This window comes from Campylobacter concisus (assembly GCF_902460545.1).
In the GTDB taxonomy this organism is placed as follows: domain Bacteria; phylum Campylobacterota; class Campylobacteria; order Campylobacterales; family Campylobacteraceae; genus Campylobacter_A; species Campylobacter_A concisus_AE.
Window position 1 is genome coordinate 231,670 of record NZ_CABPUE010000007.1, and the last position, 21,026, is coordinate 252,695.

Consider the following 21,026-nt stretch of genomic DNA (forward strand, 5'->3'; position numbering starts at 1 on the left):
TTTTATATTGGTATGAATTATTTTTTAGATAATCTTATTTTTTAAGCTACCAAGTGATAATATCTACTCAAAAAGCGAGATGAAGCTATGCAAGAATATGATATTTTAGACGTTTTATCAAACAAAAAGGTCCTTTGCCTTGAAGATGAAGAGGCGATTTTAAAAAATATTTGTGCGTCTTTGGAACTATTTTTTGCCGAGGTAAATGGCGTAACAGATGGCTATGATGCACTTGAGCTAGCGATGAGCGATGCTTATGATGTTTTGGTACTTGATATAAGCGTGCCAAACATCGATGGTCTAGAGATCGCTAAAAAAGTAAGAACTATAAATCAAAAAATTCCTATCGTGATCTTATCAAGCCATGTCGAGCAAGAGTATTTGTGGAGAGCAGTTGAGCTAAAGATCACAAGATATCTTGCAAAGCCATATGATAAAAAATCATTTATAAAAGCCCTAGAAGACGTTGCTTTAGAGCTTGTTGGACGCAAGCCGACTCTTAGGCTAAATGATGAATTAGAATACGATTTTGGTAAAAAAGTACTTTATATAAATGGTGAAATTTCTCATCTAAGTAAGAGCGAAAGCAGGCTTTTAGAGTATTTTTTAAACAACAAAAATCAAACTATAACTTATGAACAAATTTTTGATTATATTTGGGAGTATGAGCAGCCAAGCAAAGAGGCGATAAAGACGATCGTAAAAGAGCTTAGAAGGAAGCTTGGCAAAGATGTAATTAAAAATTTATACGGCGTAGGTTACCTTTGTGAAATATAAATTTCAGCTAATCGTTAGTGTTTTTATCTTTGTTTATCTCTTAATATCCGCACTTGTTTTAAATTTTTATAATAATCTTGCAATGAAAGATGCCAAAAAAGAGGCATATTATGTGCTTGAGAGTATAAATTCTGTAAGAGAATACATTGCAGGCGTTCAGCGTCCGCTAATAGAGCAGCTAAAGCATGATGGCATTATAAAAGAGGATTTTTTTGATGAAAGATTGCTCTCATCTTCATATATAAGCCGTGAAATTTATAATATCCAAAAGAAAAAATACAATCTTGACTTTGACTACAAACTAGTTGCCATGGCACCTTTAAATAAAGCTCATGAACCAAATGAATTTGAAGCGCAGGTATTAAGAGGCTTTAAAGAGAATAAATTTAGTGAGTTTTCAAAGATTATAAAAGATGAAAATGGCTCACAATTTTTTGTAGGGCTTCCTATAAGAAGTCAAAATACATCTTGCCTAGCCTGTCACAATAGTGAAAGTGCTCCAAAACAGATGTTAGATCGTTATGAAATTTCAAATGGAAAAATTTCTGAAGCAAGTGAGATGATGGCAATGCTATCTTTTAAAATCCCACTACGTGCCATTTTTTCTTACCATTTAAAAGAGGTTGTCATCATAATGGGTGCGATAGCCTTTGTATTTGGGATATTTTTGCTACTTGTTTATAAGATGCATAGGCGTGGCGAAGAGAGCAAAAGACAGACTGAACAGCTAATGATACATCAAAGCCGCCTAGCCTCAATGGGTGAGATGATAGGCAATATCTCACATCAGTGGAAGCAGCCCTTAGCTCAAATCAGCTCAGCTTTAATAAATTTAGAACTCTATCAGGAGCGAAAAAAGCTTGATGAAGCAAAAATTTATGAGTTTATAGAAGAGACTAGCAAGCAGATAAATTTCATGTCTGAAACGGTTGATGATTTTAAAAACTTTTTTAAGCCAAATACTTTAAAAAGGGAGTTTAGCGTAGAGGAAGTGATAAATCAGACTATAAAAATTCTAAACGCCTCACTTAAGAAATATCAAATTGAAATAGAGATCGATATAAGAGAAAATTTTACGATTTTTGCGAATTTTAATGAAATAATCCAAATTTTAATAAATATTATAAATAACGCAAAAGATGCATTTAAACAAAGCTATGTAAAGCCAAGAGTAATAAAAATTTATACTTTCATAAAAGATAATCGTAAAAATTTATGCGTGCAAAATAATGCAGGAGCGATAAAAGCTTCGTTTTTAAAGGTTATCTTTGAGCCACACTTTAGCACAAAAGAGTCTGGCAGCGGGCTTGGTCTATATATGAGCCGGTTAATCGCTAGTAAAAATAACGCTCTAATCTTTGCTAGAAATGTAGATGAAAATAGTATTACATTTACAATTAGTTTCGAAAATTTATAATTTATTAAAATTCCCCCTTTTCTACCCTTTTTTGGTGTTAGTATTATCAGTATGAAATCATTTTGATTTTAGGATAAAAATTTAAAGGAGGGCACATGAGAAATCTACAAAAAGCCTTAGCTGGTTTGCTCATGGGTGTTAGCATCTTCGCTTCACAAGCCTGTTGCGAAGAGCATAATATGCAGATGTCCGATAAAGCACGTGATGTTATCGCAAATCCTAAAGGCACACTGCAAAGTAGAGGTGTTATCTCCTTGCAAGACTACGTCGTAGAAGAGCAAGAGATGTATAACTGGTTATTTAAAAACCACCCTATTTTTACAAAGTATGGTGGTAAAACCGTCGGCAAAATGGTCGTTCACGACCGTGGCTTAGAGTGGCTTGCCGAGGGACATGGCTTTGATATGTCAAAGCTTAGTAAAAGAGATGGCGGTAAGGGCTATAGTTCTATGATGTATAGAATTCCAGCCACTTCATCACTTCAGTTTCCTAACAAATTTGTAGGACCAGAAAAGTGCGGTGAGTGTCACCCAGCTCAGTATGAAGTTTGGAGCAGATCTCGCCACGCAACTACTATGCGTTTTCCTGGTGAGCACCCAGAGGTTAATAACAACCTAACTGAGCCAGTATTTGACAAAGATACCGCTTCTATCCTTCCAAAAGGTATTACTCCAGATGTTATCTACGCAACTGTTGGTCACTTAAGAACCAAAATGGGCTACGTTGATGCGTGGCTACTTCGTGGTACTTACTATGTTGAGGGTGGTTTACTAAGAGATGGTACAGGCCAGATCGTGGCTGGTGGTAACCAATGGCAAAGAACATGGGCGTTAAATTTAGACGACGCTACTGTTAAAAAGATAAAAGAGCTTGTCCCAGAATTTCCTGGCACTCTTGAAGAGTATGGCGACAATGGCGGATATGTTAGAGGCCTTGCTTCATACGCCGCAAAGCATAAAAAGTCGATGTTTTTCCAAGCAAACTCATCATATTGTGAGGTTTGCCACCCAGTTAAATTTGACTTTAAGTCAAAAGCAGAATTTTACGCAGCACTTGGTAATGCCAAAGAGCTTCAAAAACACACTATCTCAAAAGGCGTAAGCTGTGAGGAGTGCCACGGAGCTGGCGGTCACCTTGATGGAGCTACAAATTTTAGAACATCAAACTGCGAACGCTGCCACCAAAGATTTAACTTTAGCCCAGATCTAGCTCGTGCTAATCCTCTTAATAATGGTAAGCTTGATCTTTCTTTAAGCTCTAAATTTAAATCAATGGGACCAGGATGTGGTTCTGAAGGTTCACAATCATACTTTACAGCTCACTATGATAAAGGTATGAGATGTGTTACTTGCCACGATCCACACGATAACACAGGCCCAGTTGTAGGCGATAAGAGCGTAACTGGTATGAACTATAACTCAGAACAAGGTTATCTAAGCTCATTCTATACTAAACCAAAAATTAGAAAAGAGTGTAAAGATTGCCACGAGACTCAAGCATATATCGCATCTAAAGCAGATACTCACAAAGACAACACTTGTGCATCTTGCCACATGCCATTTATGATGAGTTGTGAGAATTTCTACGCTGTTCAGTTCCAAGACAACGCTGGCTTTGATACTCAAAGAAGATCTCACATCTGGAAGATCATGGTTGATCCAAAAGAGAAATCTCTAGTACCAGGCGATGCTGCTAAAGGTCCAAGAGATGCTAAAGATTGGCACTTTGAAAGAGATAAAAATGGCCATAACTACGTTGACTTGATGTGGGCGTGCGCTAGAACATCTTGGGCTGATAAAGATATGAAAGATACCAAAGGCTGCCACAGCCCAGTATTATCTGAGCTAAAACCAACACTTCACTTCAAAAACCAAAAACAAGTTTATGATGAAGTTATGGGATGGCAAACTCCAGTTAAGAATGAATTCTCTGAAGTTAAGATTGGTATTGAAGGACTTTACTCACTACTTGAGACTAAAAAACTTGATGCAAGTGATAAAGTAAGAGTTTATGAGCTTATCCAAAATGCTCAAGAGATCATCGATATGGTTGAAAAAGATGGTTCGTGGGGTATGCACGGATTTAAATTTACTAAACAAAAACTCGATGCATCAAAAGAGTATATAAAAGAAGCTCAAAGAATTTTGAATAAAAATTTATAGCATTTAGGGGCTAGTTTTAGCCCCTTTAATCTTAAGGGTCCGATATGAAAAATAAGGTTTTAAAATTTACGCTACTTCTTAGTTTAAGTGCTTCTGGTTTGCTTGCAAATGTAGATTCAAATGAGTCTTATGCCATGGGAGCAACAAGTGGTGGATATGTTTTAAAAGGGTTACTTGAACAAAAACAAATAGGCATTAGCTACGATGCTGAGGCCGTTATCAAAGGTTTTAGTGATGCACTAAAAGGAGAGCTAAAACTAAGCGATGATGAGATAGCAAAGCTACTAAACAAAAGAGCTGAAAATTTAGACAAGATAGTAAAAGAAAAAGAAGCCACCATACTTAAAGAGAATTTAAAGCAGGGCAAGGCTTTTATGGATAAAAATGCAAAAAATAAAAATGTAAAAACGACAAAATCAAAATTGCAATATGAAATTTTAAAATCAAGCAAAAAGGGAGCGACTCCAAAACAAGAAAGTATCATCATAGCAAACTACAAAGCTAGCTTTATCGATGGTAAGGTCTTTGATGAGACAAAAGAGGCTCCAGCTCATCTTTCTATGCTAAATTTGATCCCAGGTCTTGAAGAGGGCTTAATGCTCATGAAAGAGGGCGATAAGTTTAAATTTGTTATCCCGCCAGAACTTGCGTACGGCGATAGCGGCATGGAGGGCATACCTGGAGGCGAGACTATCGTTTTTGAGATAGAGCTTGTTAAGGTCTTAAAGCCAGGTGAGTTAGCCGAGGCTGCAAAGAAAATTCACGAAAAAGAACTAAATGAGGGCATCAAAAAGCCTCATTAAGATATAAAATGGAGTTAAAAATGCAAAATCAAAAAAATAGAAGAGCCTTTTTAAAAAGCATGGTAGTTGCGGCTGCTGGTGCTGGTGCGGCAAGTAGTGGTTTTGCTTTTAAGAGTGAAGAAAGTGTAAAAAAACCACACTTTGGTATGATATTTGACCAAAATAAATGTGTTGGCTGTACAGACTGCGAGATAGCTTGCAGAAAGGTAAATTTAGTCCCAAAAGGACAGATGAGACTTTTTATAGAAGATAAGACTAATCCTAAAAATTTACTCGATAAAAGATTTGTAAGAGTATCTTGTCAGCAGTGCGTCGATGCGCCTTGTGTAGCTGTTTGCCCGACTAAGGCTTGTCATAAAGACGAAAAAACTGGCATACAAACTACAAATATAGATGATTGTATCGCCTGTAAATACTGTATCGTAGCCTGTCCATATGATGTGAGATATATCGATAAGGTTACTCATTCAGCTCAAAGCTGTAATTTTTGCGTAGATACAAATTTAAAGGACGAAAAAGAGCCAGCTTGCGTAGAAGCTTGTAGATATGAGGCGATCGTCTTTGGTGATCTTAACGATGAAAATTCGCACATCAGTAAGCTACTAGCCGTAAAAGATAGCATAAGGCTAAGAGCAGAGCTTGGCACAAAACCAAGCCTTAGATATATTCCTAAAGTAAAAATGGGGGTGTAAGATGGATGGTGCATTAAATTTTACTGCAACATTTTCGCATGGAGTAGAGTGGGGCTGGCCGATCGCTGTTTATCTTTTGCTAGCTGGTATGAGTGGTGGAGCGCTAATCGCTGCCATACTTTTAAAACACTATAAAAAGCAAGAGAGCTTTAGCCCATTTTTTAAGGCTGCTTCGCTTTTAGCATTTGTTAGCATCATGCTTGGTATGGTTTGTCTGATAGCTGATCTTGAAAAGCCACTTTTGTTTTGGAAAATTTTGATTAATTATAATTTCACATCAGTTATGTCTATCGGTGTTGCTGGACTTTGTGTATTTATACCGCTTAGCTTTTTGATGTGCCTTTATGCATTTAATGATGAGATTTCAAATTTCTTAGCCAAAAGCTTAAAATCCTTTAGCACTCTTTTTGCATTAATAATGAAAATTTTAATACCACTTTATCCGTTTTTAAGTCGTATTTGTCTTATTTTTGCTGTAATAATTTGTGCTTATACTGGATTTTTGATCTCAGTTTTGATTAGATTTCCACTTTTAAACACAGCTGTGCTTCCAGCTTTATTTATAGCTTCAGGACTAAGTGCTGGTATAAGTGGCAGTAGCTTGGTCGCAGCAGCTTTATTTAAAGAAGATCCACATTCAAGCGACCTTCATTCGCTTCATAGCGTAGAATTTAGCGTTTTGGGAGCTGAAATTTTACTCATTTTAATGCTTTTTGTATCGCTTTTACTTGGTTCAAGTTATCAGCAAAATGCAGCTGTTGCTTTTTATAGTGGCGTTTGGGCGAAATTCTTTTGGCTTGGTGTTGTGCTAGTTGGCTTTATTGTGCCTTTTGTTTTAAATTTTGCATTTGGCAAAAAAGTAGCTAGCTTAAAATTTAGCTTTTATATCAGTTCATTAGCGGCTGTTATCGGTGTTTTACTGCTTAGGGTGTTTATACTTTATGCGGGACAAACTTATAGCATCTAAGGCAGAGGCGAGCGATGAGAATTTTAAATATCTACCGCTTGTCTTTGATATTATTATTTATTCTTGCTTTTGGTGCAGGACTTGCGACTTTTTTAGAAAATTTTTATGACACACAAACGGCCAGAGTGCTTGTCTATGAAGCGCTTTGGTACGAGTGTGTTATGTTTGCTTGCACTATTTGTTTAGCCATTAGTATCGTAAAAACCAAGATGTATAAAAAATTTGGCGCATTTTTGATACATCTTGCTTTTATCGTTATCTTCATCGGGGCTGCGCTTACAAGGTATTTTGGCGAAGAGGGCGTTATGCATCTTAGAGCTCTGCAAAGCTCAAATGTAATGCAAAGCGTTAAGCCTTATCTTAGAGTCGAAATGCTTGGAGAAAATTTTAGTTATCCATTAAAATTAAGCTTATTTGGTAAAAACGACTTTGAGTTTAAAAATTTTATAGTTGGCAAAGAATTTATAATTAACTTACTTGAGTATAAAAAAGACGAGAAAAATGCTCCAGCTACGCTTAGTTTAGAAATAAGCTTTAACGGCGAAAAAAAGAGTGTTAAGCTAAAAGGCGGAGCTGGATATGAGCTAGAGCCTAGTGTGCTAAGTTTTGGTGGGCAAGAGGTAAAATTTTACTTTAGCTCAAAGGCTTTAATTTTGCCATTTTCATTAAAGCTTGACGAGTTTATTTTAGAGCGATATGCAGGGCTAAATACTCCATCATCTTATACAAGTAAAGTAAGTATCGCTGGCAACAAGTACGACATCTCGCTAAATAATCCACTAACGATTGATGGCTATAAAATTTTTCAGTCCTCATACGATCCTGACGAGCTTGGAAGTGCTTTTGAGATCAGCCGTGATCCTGGCAAAATCCCAACTTACATAGGATATTTTTTGCTTTGCCTTGGCTTTGTGGCAAATTTATTTAGTAAAAAGAGCCGATTTTTTAGGCTACTAAATTTCATAAAAGGTTCGCAAATCGCATTTTTGGCTGTTTTGCTTTTAAATGCTACTCCAAATTTTGCTAATGAAAATAATAAAAATTTAGACGCTCATGCAAGTAAATTTGCTAAAATTTTGACTCAAGCTAATAGTAGAATCGCTCCAGCTGGCTCTTACTCAAGAGCTGTGATAAGTAAAATTTCAACCAAAACTACGCTATTTGGGCTTAGTAGCGAGGAGCTAATGCTCTCTTTTGCCATCTCGCCAAAAGAGTGGATGGATAAAAGAGTAGTAAAGATCACAAGTGAGCGTGTGGGCGAGCTTTTGGGAGTTAATGAAAAATTTGCTAGTTTTAACGATGTCTTTAACGAAAATGGCGAGTATAAGCTGGCTAAATTTGTAGAAGCTGCAAATGAAAAATCCGCCTCAAAAAGAGATAAATTTGACAACGACGTCATTAAATTTGACGAGAGATTAAATATCTTATACCTTGCGCTAAAGGGAGAAATTTTAAAATTTATACCAGCTAAAAATGGCGATAAATTAACGTGGCTAGGCGTAAATGAAGCATTTGGCTCAAGCGAAATTTCAAGCGAGCTTAAAAGCGTTTTAGGCGCTTATATAGAAAATTTAAGCCTTTGTGTAAAAAGTGGTGAGTGCAAAGAGACTGATAGGAATTTGGAGAAAATTTCAAGTTATCAAAGAAACACTCTAGGCTCTCTTGCGCCAAGCGAGGCAAAGGTGGAGCTTGAAGTGCTTTATAATCAAATGGAAATTTTTAAATTTCTTATATATTTTTACATGATTCTTGGGCTAGTTTCGCTCGCTCTTGGCTTTTATAGGCTATTTTCTGGAAAGAAATTTAGATTTGAGAGCGCATTAAGCCTTGCATTTTATTTTGGTTTTACGGTGCATTTGCTAAATTTAGCTCTTCGTGCTTATATCTCAGGACATGCACCTTGGAGTGATGCTTACGAGAGTTTAGTGTATATTTCGCTTGCAAGTGTACTAGCTGGAGTTTTATTTTTTAAACATCGAAGCTTTGCTCTTGGAGCTGCTTCACTTTTTGCAAGTGTGAGCTTGCTTGTAGCTCATCTAAATTTTATAAATCCACAAATAACAAATCTAGTCCCAGTTTTAAAGTCATTTTGGCTTAGCGTGCATGTAAGTGTCATCACCGCAAGCTACGGCTTTTTAGGCTTTAGCTTTGTGCTCGGGCTTCTTGGGCTTCTTTTAATGGCTATAAAAAATCAAAAAAACGAGCAAAAGCTCAGCGAGCAGATAAGATACCTCGCTGCAACTGATGAGCTAAGCCTCATCATAGGACTTAGTTTGCTAACTATTGGAAATTTCCTTGGTGGCGTCTGGGCGAATGAGAGCTGGGGTAGATACTGGGGCTGGGATAGCAAAGAGAGCTGGTCGTACATTACGATAATTATTTATGCTATTGTGCTTCATTTAAGATTTATCCCAAGATTAAAAAATATTTTTACCTTTTTGGTAGCTAGCGTGCTCTCTTTTGGTTCAGTTATTTTTACTTATTTTGGTGTAAATTTCTATCTAAGTGGACTTCACTCATACGCAAATGGCGATGGATTTAGCGTTTCAAATTTGCTTTATTTGATTTTAATGCTCTTGGCTTTGCTAATCGCCTTTGCTTATAGAGGTAAGGATATAAAAGAGATTTAGGAGATATGATGAAAAAGAGTTTGGTTTTATTGTTTGCTTGTTTGGGGCTATTAAATGCTGGCTATATCAAAGAGGCTTTAAGCGTAAAAGATGATCACAACAAGCTAGCAAAAATTTATGAAGATGCTTGCGATAAAGAGAAAAAGGCATCAGGCTGCTACAATCTAGCTGTGCTTTACAGCAGAGGCGATGGTAACGTCAAAAAGGACGAAGTAAAGGCAGCTATGCTTTATGAAAAGGCTTGTGATCAAAATTTCTCTATGGCTTGCAGCAACCTTGGCTACGCCTATGAGAAAGGCAAAGGCGTGGAGAAAGACCTAGAAAAAGCAGTTAAATTTTATGAAAGAGCTTGTAAGGATAACGAGGGTTGCACAGAGCTTGGCTTGCTTTATGCAAATGGTACCGGCGTAACAAAAGATCTTAAAAAGGCAAAAGAGCTTTATGAAAAGGCTTGCAAGGCAGGAGATGGCATAGGATGTAGCAACCTTGGCTATCTATACGCGCAGGGTGAAGGTGTCGAGAAAGACTATGCAAAAGCCAAAGCAAACTACGAGATGGCTTGTGCAAACGAAGTTGGCATAGGGTGTGATAATCTTGGCTTTTTATATGTTTATGCACAAGGCGTTGATCAAAACCTTACAAAAGCCACAAAACTTTATGAGCAAGCGTGTATATATGGATATGAAAAGGGCTGCAATAATTACGCTATCATGCTAGCTGAGGGCAAAGGTGTAAAAGAAGATGTAGAGAAAGCACGTGAAATTTTCACTAAAAGCTGCAAAAATGGCTTAAAAGAAGCGTGCGAGAATTTAGAAATTTTAGGAAAGCATTGATGCTTGATAAAGTTAGCCCAGTGGCATTTAAAGCTTATAAATATAAAAATACTAAAGGAGATAATATGATTTTACGTTCTATCTTGGGTTCAGCACTGTTAGCTACCTTGATTTTTGGTGCCTCGGCAAATGAACAAGCTGTCAAAATGAAACCGATGTTTCAAAGCGTGGATCCTAGCAAGGCTACACTAGTAGGAAGTGGCGAGGATAAAGAGTACTGCGCCGTTTGCGGCATGAATTTAGTTAAATTTTACAAAACAAACCACGTTTATAATGGCAAGCAAGTAGCATCGCTACACTGCTTATACGAGCTCACGGAAGGCAAGATCCCAAGCGAGGCACAAGTCGTTGATACTAAAAATTTAAATTTGATCGACGTAAACAGGGCATTTTACGTAGTTGGTAGTAGCGTCAAAGGCACAATGACTAGAAATAGTAAATATGCCTTCTCAACTGAGGCTGACGCGAAAGAATTTCAAGTAGCAAATGGCGGCGAGATAATGAATTTTGCTAAAGCTTACGAGATCGCTGGACAGGATTTCGAGAGTGATAATAAAATGATAAAAGCTAAACGTGAGGACGGCGTTTATGCACATGGTAAAGAATTTTATGAAGCAAACTGCGACAAAACTGATCCAAAAAGCTTTAAGGCTATTTCTGAGCTAAAAGCTCATCTCAAAAAAGTATGCGACGCAAAAGAGGCTAACAAAGCTCCAGAGTATGATAAACACCTACAAGCTGCCGCTTTGTATCTATGGGATGCTCCGGCAAATTTAGGTACTAGCAACCAAGCTTCAAAACCTAAACAAGAAATAAAAAAACCTGAGAGAATAGTCGTGCCAAAGGGCGCAAGATGTGCGGTATGTGGCATGATTGTCAAAAATTCTCCATGGGCGACACTCATCAAAGCAGATGGCAAGGATTATTATTTTGATGGTGTAAAAGATATGGCACAATTTTATTTTGCGGACGTTAAAATGAAAGATGCTTATGTGAGCGATTATTACACGCTAGAAAAGCTTGATGCAAAAGATGCGTTTTATGTTCATGGTTCAAACGTTTACGGACCAATGGGCGATGAATTTATCCCATTTAAAGATGAAGCAAAGGCATGGAGCTTTTTAAAAGACCATGCTGGCAAAGGTGTCATAAGATTTGACGAGATAAAGAATTTTATTGGTAAATAGTGTGAAATTCCTAGTTTTTTTGGCGTTATTTTTTGGACTCTCTTATACGCTTTTAGCAGCACACTACCTTAGCTTTGATCATAAAGCAAAGCAAGATGAGCTAAGAGAAATTTCTAAGATAACAAGAGCGAATGCTGCTTTTAGTTTTAACCAAAAGGGGCAAAAAGGCTTTGTCTATGATAGGTAAAAATTTTATAAACTATTCTGTAGTTCTGCTTTTTAAAGATAGAAAGGATCACCTTTTTAGCTTTTGCCTCTTTGCACTCATTATCTTTGTGCTAAGCTCGGTACTTTTCATCTCTGGATCGATCCAACATGATCTTATAAATTTAGTAAAAGATAGATCAAGCATCGTAGTGAGCGCGTTTCGTGCTGGCAAAAATGATCTCATGCACCCTGGCTATATCTACGATATCTCGAAGATCGATGGTGTAAGTGATGTAAGGGGTGTAGTTGATGGAGAGTACTACTTCGTGCAAAAGCGTGTTTGGTTTCATCTATATGAAGATGATAGCTTAAAAGAGGATGAGATGATCGTCGGAGAAGGTGTAAAGGCAGCGATGAATGAGCTTTACTACGACGAGAGCTTCAATTTTCTAACTGAAGAGCGCATGATACCAGTAAAGATATTAAAGACCATGCCAGCACAAAGTGGCTTAATCTCAAATAACGCTATATTTTTGCATCCAAATACGCTAAGGGCTATCTTAAATTTAAAAGATGAAGAGTATACAAAGCTCTATGTTGAGGTGCCAAATACCGATGAGATCAGTGAAGTAGCTTTAAAGATAGAGAATTTATATCCAAATTCTTTCGCTCTTAGTATAGAAGATGAGGTGGCTAAAGTTAGGCACCTTTACTATTATAAGGGTGGAATTTTTATGAGCATTTACGTTAGTGTTATGCTCATATTCTTTGTCTTGCTTAAAAACCAAATTTCACTTGCCTATGGTAGTAAAAAGCGCGAAATAGCTATTTTAAGAAGCATTGGTTTTTGTATAAAAGACATTATATTTTTAAAATTTATACAAAATTTCATCGTTAGTGTTAGTGCTTTTTTACTTGGTGTTATGCTGGCTTATCTCTTTGTTTTTGTATTAAACGCTCCACTTCTAAAAGGAATATTTTTAGGTGATGAGCTTTTAAATTTTACAAATTTCACACCTATTTTAGAGTTTGATAAGCTCTTTTTGATCTTTGTTTTTAGTGTGATACCATTTTTGGCGTTTGTGCTCATACCTTCATGGAGAGTAGCAAGTAGTGACATAAATGAGGGGCTAAAATGATAAATATAAGAGGTGTTAGCCTAGTTTATAACCAAAACAAACAAAATGAGTTTTGTGCTTTAAAAAATATAAATTTAGATATTAATGACGGCGAGCTAGTGATACTAAAAGGCATTAGTGGAAGCGGTAAAAGTACCTTGCTTTCGCTTATCGCCCTACTTCAAAAGCCAACTAGTGGAGAAATTTTGATAGATGGCACTAACATCGCAAAGCTACCTGATGCCTTTTGCTCCGAGTTTAGACACAAAAGGCTTGGACTTATCTTTCAAAATTTTAATCTCATCGAGGGGCTAAGTGTCTATGAAAATTTACTAGCTCCATTTGCTCTAACAAATTTCAAGGCAAATGTGCGAGATGAGATGATAAAAAAGGCTCTAAGCCTCGCAAATATCGCTCATAAAAAAGATGAGAATGTATCAAATTTAAGTGGTGGCGAGCGTCAAAGATGCGCGGTAGCTAGGGCTTTATCTATGGATGCTGACATCATCTTGGCTGATGAGCCAACGGCAAATTTAGATAGACAAAATGCACGTGCATTTTTAGGCTTGCTAGAGTCTTTTAAAGCTCTAAAAAAGAGTGTTATTGTCGCTACTCACGATAGCATTTTTGATGAGCTAGGTGCAACAGATAGAGTTGTTAGCTTGCAAAACGGAGAGATAGTATGAGTGTCTTTTTATCAAACGCCGTTATAGCCTTTTTGTTAGCGGAGTTTGTGCTTTTAGTTTTGATGAGTATTTCGCTCTTTTACGTCGTTAGGATCGTGAGGTCGTGGGACTACAACGCACTAACATCGCTTCAATACTCGCTTGAAAAGCAAAACTATCTTGTAAATACGATCTTACTTTTTTGTGTCTGCATAAAGATCGTATTGTTTATATTTTTTGCACTTTGCCTAAATGAACTCTCTGATATTGTACCCGGTGCTATGTGTTCAGCTGGCGTGATCGGCTCAAATAAATTTGGTGGTATATTGATGCTCACTAAAATTTTGCTGATCTTTGGGCTTGGTATCTGGCTGGTTATAAATAAGCTTGACTTGCAGGCTCTAAATTTCCCTTATCTAAAGAAAAAATACGCCATTTTTATCTGCCTTTTTATCATGATATTGCTCGAGCTTGGTATAGAAATTTCGTTTTTTTACAATATCCCACTAAAAGTGCCGGTCTTTTGCTGCTCTGTCACTTTTCAAGCTCCAAAGCTACCATTTGGCTATACAAATTTTGGCTTAGTGAGTGCATTTTATGTGCTCTTTTTTGTCATTTTGGTGCTAAATTTCTTAAAGCAAAGCATGGCAAGCTTTGTGGCAAATTTATTGTTTTTGGTGCTTAGTTACTATGCCATCACCTACTTTTTTGGCCTTTACGTTTACGAGCAACCAAACCATAAATGTCCATACTGCATGCTAAAAGGTGACTATTTTTATGTTGGCTACCTCATCTGGGGCAGTTTGTTTCTAGGCGTTTTTTACGGTCTTATGCCATATCTTGTTGAGATTATCACAAAGACAAACTACTCACACAAGCTTAAATTTTCATCGATCTGGTTAGGTGTTTGCGTGCTGATATGCTCGCTTTATGTACTTAAATACTATTTGTTAAGAGGATTTTTATTTTGATAAAGCAAATTTTTTCTTTGTGTTTGTTAGCTCTAGTCTTAGCCGTGCTAGCCTATAATGCCGACATAAGTGATGATAAAATTTTAGTTTTAAATAACGGCAAATCAGAGCCGATTGAGGAGCTTACACCAAATAAATTTATATGTTATGAGAGCAGGACACTCATCGCTGATAATAACGACACAGCCCAAGCCATCATGCCAAATGGCGACATCTACTTCTTTAACGACATCACAAATTCTTTCATCTGGTATATGGCTGAAAAAGATAAAGATAAGATCAAGCTATATGTCTATTCAAGAGATACGAATCGCTACATCCTAGCGCAAAATGCGTGGTACTCAAGGGTCGATATAACTCCCATGGGATACGGCATAGGAGCGTACGAGTTTCACACATATGGCATAAACGACAACTACTTTAAAGAGGTCTTGCTCTATGCAGCACGAGGTGAGACACTACTAAATCCATATATAAACATTTTGCTTTCAGAAAATAAGATATAAATTTATGAAGCTCTAAATTTATTAGAGCTAATGGTTTGTTTTTAGTATTAAAAGCCTTTTTTTTAACTTTTTATAAACGTCACATCCTGGTTGAAGCCCTAATTCGCAAGCTTTATAAAAATATTCTTTTGCTATGTGGTAGTCTTGTTTTGCGCCTTTGCCTTTTAGATAAAAAGCTCCTAAATTAAAACAACCGCGATTGTATCCATTATTGCAAGCTTTTTCATATAATTCTAGGGATTTACTGTAGTCTTGCTCTACACCTTGACCGTTTTCATATAAAATTCCTAAATTAGAGCAACTATCATTAACTCCATCGTCACAAGCTTGTTTGTATAGATCAGCCGCTCTATAATAGTCTTGTTTCACACCTTGGCCATTATTGTATGAAATTCCTAAGTTGTAACAACTCATACTGTATCTGTCATTGCAAGCTTTTTGCCATAATTGAGCTGCCTTATAATAGTCTTGCTCTACACCCAGACCATTTACATATAAAACTCCCAAATTGTGGTAGGCCTGGGCGATATTGCCATCGCAAGCTTTTTCGTATAGTTTGATAGCTTTGGTATAGTCCTGCTCTACCCCTTGTCCTCTTTCATAAAAATTACCTAGATTATAGCAGCCATTAGCATATCCGCCATCACAAGCTTGTTTATATAAATTGGCCGCTTTATAGTAGTCCTGCTTTAGATATTTGCCTTCTTCGTATAAATTTCCTAAATTAAAACAACCTATAGCATTTTTACCGTTACAAGATTTATTGTATAGCTCTATGGCTTTGTTATAGTTTTGTTCTACACCTTGGTTTTTTATATATAAAACACCTAGATTAGAACAGCTTAGTGCATGTCCATTATTGCAAGCTTCTTCGTATAATCTAGCCGCCTTATTGTGGTCTTGCTCTACACCTTGACCATCCTCATATAAAAGCCCTAAATTATAACAACCAATACTATATTTGGCATCACAAACTTTTTGCCACAATTGAGCAGTTTTATAGTAGTCTTGTGTAGTGCCTTGACCGTTATAGTATAAAAATCCTAAGTTATAACAAGCTTGAATAATTTCACCATTACAAGCCTTTTCGTATAATTTAGCTGCTTTATTGTAGTCTTGTTTTACACCCTGGCCATTTATATACAAAAGTCCTAAATTATAGCAATTGCCATTATTTCCATCATTGCAAGTTTTAGTAAATATCTCGACTGCTTTGTTGTAGTCACCTTTGCTGTAAGCCTCAAGTCCAAGTTCTACTAGATCCTTGGAGAATCCAATAGTTAGTAAGATTGTGTATAAAAGAACAGCCTTTTTCATTTTTTCTTTATTTTTGTAAATTTTTAAATAAATTTGTAGTTATTTTTGTTTGACTTGCCTCCTTTTTAGAGAAAGCAAGCCAAATTTAGTATCTAACGTTATTAACCTTTAAAAAGTCTCTTAGGTCTTCGTATTCGCTATTTTCGAAGTAGCGCCATTTGCCAGGCTTTAGCATATCAAGGCTAACACGCCCAAAACTAACCCTTTTTAGATCCATCACTTCAAGGTCAAAGTAGCCAAAGAAGCGGCGAAGCTCTCTATTTTGCCCCTCGTTAATGATAACCTTTAGTTTTGTATAGCCGCCGCTTGAGCCAAAGACTTTATAGGCTAGAAATGGCTTAAATTCCATTGATTTTATAGTGGTTTTTGCGTGAGCGCCTTTGGTGGCGTCCTTGGCGAAAAAGCCATTTGTCATCGCCTCAATAACCTCTTTCGTTACTTCGCCTTTTACTTTTAGATAGTATTCGCGCTCTAAGTCGCTATTCATGAGCGCTGTGGCGATCGCAGGGGCGTCAGTTAGTAAAAGTAGCCCCTCACTTGCATAGTCTAGGCGCCCTACGCTAACAAATTTTGCAAATTTCTTATCTAATGTGTCGTAGATCGTCTTTCGTCCGCGATCATCTTTTTTACTAACTAGCTCACCCTTTTGTTTGTGATAGACGATAACGGTAAATTCTTTTTTTAGCTTTATCAAACGGCCGTTTATACGCACTTTATCATCTTCATCCACGCTTGTGGCAAGGTCGCTAACCACACGACCTGCTATGCTAACCTTGCCAGCTTTTATCAGCTCATCTGCCTCACGGCGTGAGTAGTTTGTGTTATGTGAGATAAATTTATTTAGTCTTGTTTTTTCCATTTTTATAGTCCTAAATTTGCAAGGTCGTGGATATGTAAAACTCCAACAGGTACGCCATCTTTAACAACGGCAAGAAGCTGAATTTTATATTTTTCTATCAAAGCTAACGCATCCACAGCTAACATTTCCTTATCGTTTATCTCTTTTGGATGCAAGGTTGCAAATTTCATTGCTGGCTCGTCTAGATCAAAGTCTTCTCTCATAAGTGCACGTCTAAGATCGCCGTCGCTTAAAATAGCATCTAACACACCATCTTTATCGACGATTAGGACTGTGCCAAGTTTACCGTGTGTCATCGTATCGATCGCACTTTTTAGGCTCGCATTCCAGCGAACTATCGGTAAATTTTCGCTTCTCATCACATCTTTTACCTTTAAAAATAGCCTCTTGCCAAGGCTGCCACCTGGATGAAAATTTGCAAAGTCCTCTTTTTTAAAGCCTCGCTTTTGCATCAAACAAACAGCCAATGCATCGCCAAGAGCTAACGTTAGTGTAGTTGATGCTGTTGGGGCGGCATTTAGTGGGCACGCCTCTTTTTCTACGTCAATGCTAATAAATGCATCGCTAAATTTACCAAGCGAGCTTGTTTTGCTCCTTGCCATTGCGACGATCTTTACGCCAAAGCGCTTTACGTGAGGTAAAATTTTGATAAGCTCATCGCTTTCGCCACTAAAGCTAATGGCTAACAAAACATCATCTTTTTCTATCATACCAAGGTCGCCGTGCATAGCCTCTGTTGGATGCAAGAAAAAGCTTGGCGTACCAGTACTAGCAAGCGTGGCAGCGATCTTTGCGCCTACATGACCACTCTTGCCCACGCCTGTGACTATGACCTTGCCTTTTGTATTAAATATCAAATTTACAGCATCTTCTATCTCTAAGTTTTTAGCATGTCTTAAAAGCTCGTTTGCTTCTATTTTTAAAACTTCGGCTGCGATTTGGTTGATTGTTTGCATAAATTTCCCTTACATTAGATAGATAATTGGCACGATAGTTGGGTACTTTTTGACCTTTCTAAAGATATGCTTTCTGATCACTTGACGCACTTGTGACTCAAGCAGTCTGCCATCTTTTAAAAGCTCCTCTTTGACATTGCTTAAAAACTGTGTCAAAATTTCTTGCATCTCTTTGCTAAACTCCGCATCTTGTTTATTGCCCACAAGGCCGTAGCTAATGACGCGAGGCTTGTTTATTAGCTTTGCGCCATGACGTGAAATTTGAGCGATTATCATGACGACACCTGCTTCGGCAAGATTTTGTCTATCGATGACGACATCGTCTGAAATTTGTTTATTTATTTGATTATCTATGAAGACTTTACCGGTTTTTACAGTTTTTACACGTTTTAAGTATTTTTGACAGATCTCCATTTGGTCGCCATCACTCATGAGATAGATGTTTCTCTCGTCTACGCCGCAGCTAATAGCTGTCTCTTTGTGTTTTGCGATGTGATTGTACTCGCCATGTACTGGCAAGAAAAATTTTGGTTTTATAAGACGTAGCATCAGCTTTTGCTCTTCTTGTGCCGCGTGACCGCTGACGTGGATCTCGCTAAAGTCTTGATAAGCGACGCTTGCGCCTGATTTTATTAGGAAATTTAATACAGTTGAGATACTGCTTTCATTGCCAGGGATCGCCTTTGAGCTGATTATTATCTGATCGGTTGGCTTTATTTTGATGTATTTGTGTTCATCAGTAGCCATTCTGTAGAGTGCACTCATAGTCTCACCCTGAGAGCCTGTGGTAACGATCAGCACTTCGTTATCTTTAAATTTGCCAACCTCGTTTGCATCGATAAAAATTTTCTTATCAAGCTTGATATAGCCAAGCTCCATTGCAGTATATAAATTTCTCTCCATTGATCTACCGATGACACAGACTTTGCGGTTGTATTTTAGCCCCCACTCGATCGCCTGATAAACGCGGTGGATGTTTGAGCTAAACGTACTCATTATCACGCGTCCTTTGGCCTTTGAGAATATCGTATCAAAGGTCTTGCCAACACTGCTTTCGCTTTTGGTAAATCCTTCACGGTAGCTGTTCGTGCTATCGCTCATTAGACATAATACACCTCTTTCGCCGTAGTATGCTAGTCTGCCAAGGTCAGTTGGATAGCCGTCGATCGGCGTATGGTCGATCTTAAAGTCACCCGTATGGATGATGGTGCCCGCCTTTGTAGTGATCGCAAGTGCTGAGGCGTCGATGATAGAGTGGGTGATATGTATCCACTCAACCTCAAAGTCGCCTATCAAATAAGGTTTGCGCTTTTCGACAGAGCGGAAAAGCGAGCGCTCCTGCTTTAGCCCGTGCTCTTCAAATTTATTATTTATCATACCAAGTGGCAAAGGCGTAGCGTAAATCGGGAATTTAAACTCTTTGTAAAAATATGGCACTGCACCGATGTGATCCTCATGTGCGTGAGTGATGATGACGCCTTTTATTTTATCTTTTATCTTGCGAACGTAGTCAAAGTCAGGGATTAGTATATCCACGCCGTGCATGCTCTCACTAGGAAAGCTCATGCCGATATCCACGATGATCGCGCTCGTGTCGGTCTCAAATATCGTCATATTTCCGCCGATCTCGCCAAGACCGCCAAGTGGAGTTATGCGAATTTTATGTTCGCTTGAGTTTAGATACTTCATCGGCTCCAGACGAAGCTCGTGAACGGCCTTATTTGCCACCATTGCACTTGCGATATCTTGCTGCCATTGTTCGTTACCATTTAGTTTTGCAGGTAAATTTTTCTTTGGCTTTTTAGCTTTTTTAGGCTTTTCTTTTTGTTCTTGTGTTTTGGTTTTTGTTTCTTGTGATTCTTGTTTTTGCTCTTTTGGCTTATTGTTTTCGCCGTTTTTGTTTTGATTTTTATTGTTTCTTGGCTTTTTTGGGCGAGGATTTTGGCTCTTTGGCTCGGCGTGAGTTTTGGCTTCAGCCTGCTCTGCTGCAAAGAAATTATCTATCACACTTTTGCTTGCCAGTGAGGTTTGCTCGGTAGTTTCGCCCTCTTGTTTTGGCTTGTTTTTTGGTCTAAATCTTCGTCTTTTATTGTTTTTGCTTTGGTTAGTTACAACTTTCTCTTCGTTTTTGTCGTTCATTATCTTCCTTTAATCTTTCAAATACTTTTAGATAAGAATCGACATCTAGCTCGTGTGGACGCAAATTTTGAGCTAAGCCTAGGTCTTCAAAAATTTCTTCTAGCGCCTTTTTGTCAAAATTTGTAGATAAATTTTTCAAAAGCGTCTTTCTTGGCGAAGCAAATGCAGCTCTTAAAAATACTTTAAAAGCCTCGTATTGTTTTGCATCTTTGAAAATCCCGTCTTTGCCAAAAATCTTTTTTGTTTTTTGTAGTTTGATGACTGAGGATGTGACCTTTGGAGGTGGATTAAAAAGCTTTGCATCCACGTCAAACAAAAGCTCACACCTGCCTTGAAGTGAAGCGAGGATCGATAAAGAGCTAAATTCTTTATCCTTGCTCTTTGCACTAAATTTAAGAGCAACCTCTTTTTGTATCATCACGATAAGCCCAAGGCATTTTTCGTCATCTATCGCATTTAGGATCATTTTCGTAGCAACGTAATAGGGCAAATTTGCGACCAAAAAGTAGTTCTCGCTACTTAGTCCGCCCTCTTGCTGCCACTGTTCTAATGCATCTTTACAAAAAAGTTTTAATTGTCCATTTTGGATCTCATTTGCAAATTTGGCCTTTAAAATTTGAAACAGCTCACAATCTATCTCAAAACAGGTTGTCTTATAAATTTGCAAAAGTCTAAATGTCAAATCACCTAAGCCAGGCCCAATCTCAACGACGTTTGCTACGTCATTGGGTATCGCTTGGATGATCTTATCTAGTGTCGCTTTGTCCTGTAAAAAATTCTGTCCAAAGTGCTTTTTTGCCTTTATCATAGCCGCGATATTAGCCAAAAATTACTTATACAATGATTACAAGTTTAGTTTAATCATATATAAAATGGATTA

Annotated in this window: 19 protein-coding genes; 14 read left to right on the forward strand and 5 right to left on the reverse strand. The window is 37.5% G+C overall.

Features of this window, described 5'->3' with window-relative positions; genetic code table 11:
- Positions 1-87 precede the first annotated feature (87 nt).
- From FZ949_RS06375 to FZ949_RS06440, 14 genes are all read left to right on the forward strand, one after another.
- Positions 88-777, forward strand: a complete 690-nt coding sequence (locus FZ949_RS06375; RefSeq protein WP_072595294.1) for a response regulator transcription factor — start codon at positions 88-90, stop codon at positions 775-777.
- On the forward strand, positions 767-2,194 hold the full coding sequence (locus FZ949_RS06380) for a c-type heme family protein (protein ID WP_103579964.1): 1,428 nt from the start codon (positions 767-769) through the stop codon (positions 2,192-2,194). The genes FZ949_RS06375 and FZ949_RS06380 overlap by 11 nt, the downstream gene beginning before the upstream one ends.
- Positions 2,195-2,289: 95 nt before the next feature.
- The gene (locus FZ949_RS06385; protein ID WP_021090404.1) at positions 2,290-4,356 is read left to right on the forward strand and encodes a multiheme c-type cytochrome; all 2,067 of its coding nucleotides are present in this window, start codon (positions 2,290-2,292) and stop codon (positions 4,354-4,356) included.
- Positions 4,357-4,400: 44 nt separating this feature from the next.
- Positions 4,401-5,159: an FKBP-type peptidyl-prolyl cis-trans isomerase gene (locus FZ949_RS06390; RefSeq protein ID WP_103579963.1), complete on the forward strand. Its 759-nt coding sequence runs from the start codon at positions 4,401-4,403 to the stop codon at positions 5,157-5,159.
- A 20-nt stretch (positions 5,160-5,179) separates the two neighbouring features.
- Entirely contained in the window at positions 5,180-5,851 is a 672-nt protein-coding gene (locus FZ949_RS06395; protein ID WP_148790256.1) for a 4Fe-4S dicluster domain-containing protein, read from the forward strand.
- Between the two features lies 1 nt (position 5,852).
- Positions 5,853-6,818: an NrfD/PsrC family molybdoenzyme membrane anchor subunit gene (gene nrfD / locus FZ949_RS06400; protein WP_148790257.1), complete on the forward strand. Its 966-nt coding sequence runs from the start codon at positions 5,853-5,855 to the stop codon at positions 6,816-6,818.
- Positions 6,819-6,832: 14 nt separating this feature from the next.
- Complete coding sequence (locus FZ949_RS06405; protein WP_148790258.1) at positions 6,833-9,448, forward strand: cytochrome c biogenesis protein; 2,616 nt, start codon at positions 6,833-6,835, stop codon at positions 9,446-9,448.
- 8 nt (positions 9,449-9,456) lie between these two features.
- Entirely contained in the window at positions 9,457-10,281 is an 825-nt protein-coding gene (locus tag FZ949_RS06410) for an SEL1-like repeat protein (RefSeq protein WP_103579960.1), read from the forward strand.
- 65 nt (positions 10,282-10,346) lie between these two features.
- The gene (locus FZ949_RS06415; protein ID WP_148790259.1) at positions 10,347-11,468 is read left to right on the forward strand and encodes a nitrous oxide reductase accessory protein NosL; all 1,122 of its coding nucleotides are present in this window, start codon (positions 10,347-10,349) and stop codon (positions 11,466-11,468) included.
- A 1-nt stretch (position 11,469) separates the two neighbouring features.
- Entirely contained in the window at positions 11,470-11,655 is a 186-nt protein-coding gene (locus FZ949_RS06420) for a hypothetical protein (RefSeq protein WP_054197437.1), read from the forward strand.
- Positions 11,645-12,754: an ABC transporter permease gene (locus FZ949_RS06425; protein ID WP_148790260.1), complete on the forward strand. Its 1,110-nt coding sequence runs from the start codon at positions 11,645-11,647 to the stop codon at positions 12,752-12,754. The genes FZ949_RS06420 and FZ949_RS06425 overlap by 11 nt, the downstream gene beginning before the upstream one ends.
- Positions 12,751-13,419, forward strand: a complete 669-nt coding sequence (locus FZ949_RS06430; protein ID WP_103579957.1) for an ABC transporter ATP-binding protein — start codon at positions 12,751-12,753, stop codon at positions 13,417-13,419. Before FZ949_RS06425 ends, FZ949_RS06430 begins: the two co-directional genes overlap by 4 nt.
- A complete protein-coding gene (locus FZ949_RS06435; RefSeq protein WP_103579956.1) occupies positions 13,416-14,369 on the forward strand; it encodes a hypothetical protein in 954 nt (317 codons plus the stop codon). The genes FZ949_RS06430 and FZ949_RS06435 overlap by 4 nt, the downstream gene beginning before the upstream one ends.
- Before the next feature lie 17 nt (positions 14,370-14,386).
- The gene (locus tag FZ949_RS06440) at positions 14,387-14,875 is read left to right on the forward strand and encodes a hypothetical protein (protein WP_262367788.1); all 489 of its coding nucleotides are present in this window, start codon (positions 14,387-14,389) and stop codon (positions 14,873-14,875) included.
- Positions 14,876-14,902: 27 nt separating this feature from the next.
- Here the strand turns inward: FZ949_RS06440 and FZ949_RS06445 are convergent, their stop codons facing one another.
- The 5 genes from FZ949_RS06445 to rsmA all read right to left on the reverse strand — a co-directional run bounded on the left by FZ949_RS06445 (position 14,903) and on the right by rsmA (position 20,954).
- Positions 14,903-16,192 carry a tetratricopeptide repeat protein gene (locus FZ949_RS06445; protein WP_148790261.1) on the reverse strand — a complete coding sequence of 430 codons (1,290 nt, stop codon included), beginning with the start codon at positions 16,190-16,192 and terminating at the stop codon, positions 14,903-14,905.
- Between the two features lie 85 nt (positions 16,193-16,277).
- Entirely contained in the window at positions 16,278-17,051 is a 774-nt protein-coding gene (locus FZ949_RS06450) for a pseudouridine synthase (RefSeq protein ID WP_009295179.1), read from the reverse strand.
- 2 nt (positions 17,052-17,053) lie between these two features.
- Positions 17,054-18,007: a KpsF/GutQ family sugar-phosphate isomerase gene (locus tag FZ949_RS06455; protein ID WP_103579954.1), complete on the reverse strand. Its 954-nt coding sequence runs from the start codon at positions 18,005-18,007 to the stop codon at positions 17,054-17,056.
- 9 nt (positions 18,008-18,016) lie between these two features.
- Positions 18,017-20,146, reverse strand: a complete 2,130-nt coding sequence (locus tag FZ949_RS06460) for a ribonuclease J (protein WP_180998594.1) — start codon at positions 20,144-20,146, stop codon at positions 18,017-18,019.
- On the reverse strand, positions 20,112-20,954 hold the full coding sequence (gene rsmA / locus FZ949_RS06465; RefSeq protein WP_103579972.1) for a 16S rRNA (adenine(1518)-N(6)/adenine(1519)-N(6))-dimethyltransferase RsmA: 843 nt from the start codon (positions 20,952-20,954) through the stop codon (positions 20,112-20,114). The genes FZ949_RS06460 and rsmA overlap by 35 nt, the downstream gene beginning before the upstream one ends.
- Between the last annotated feature and the right edge of the window lie 72 nt (positions 20,955-21,026).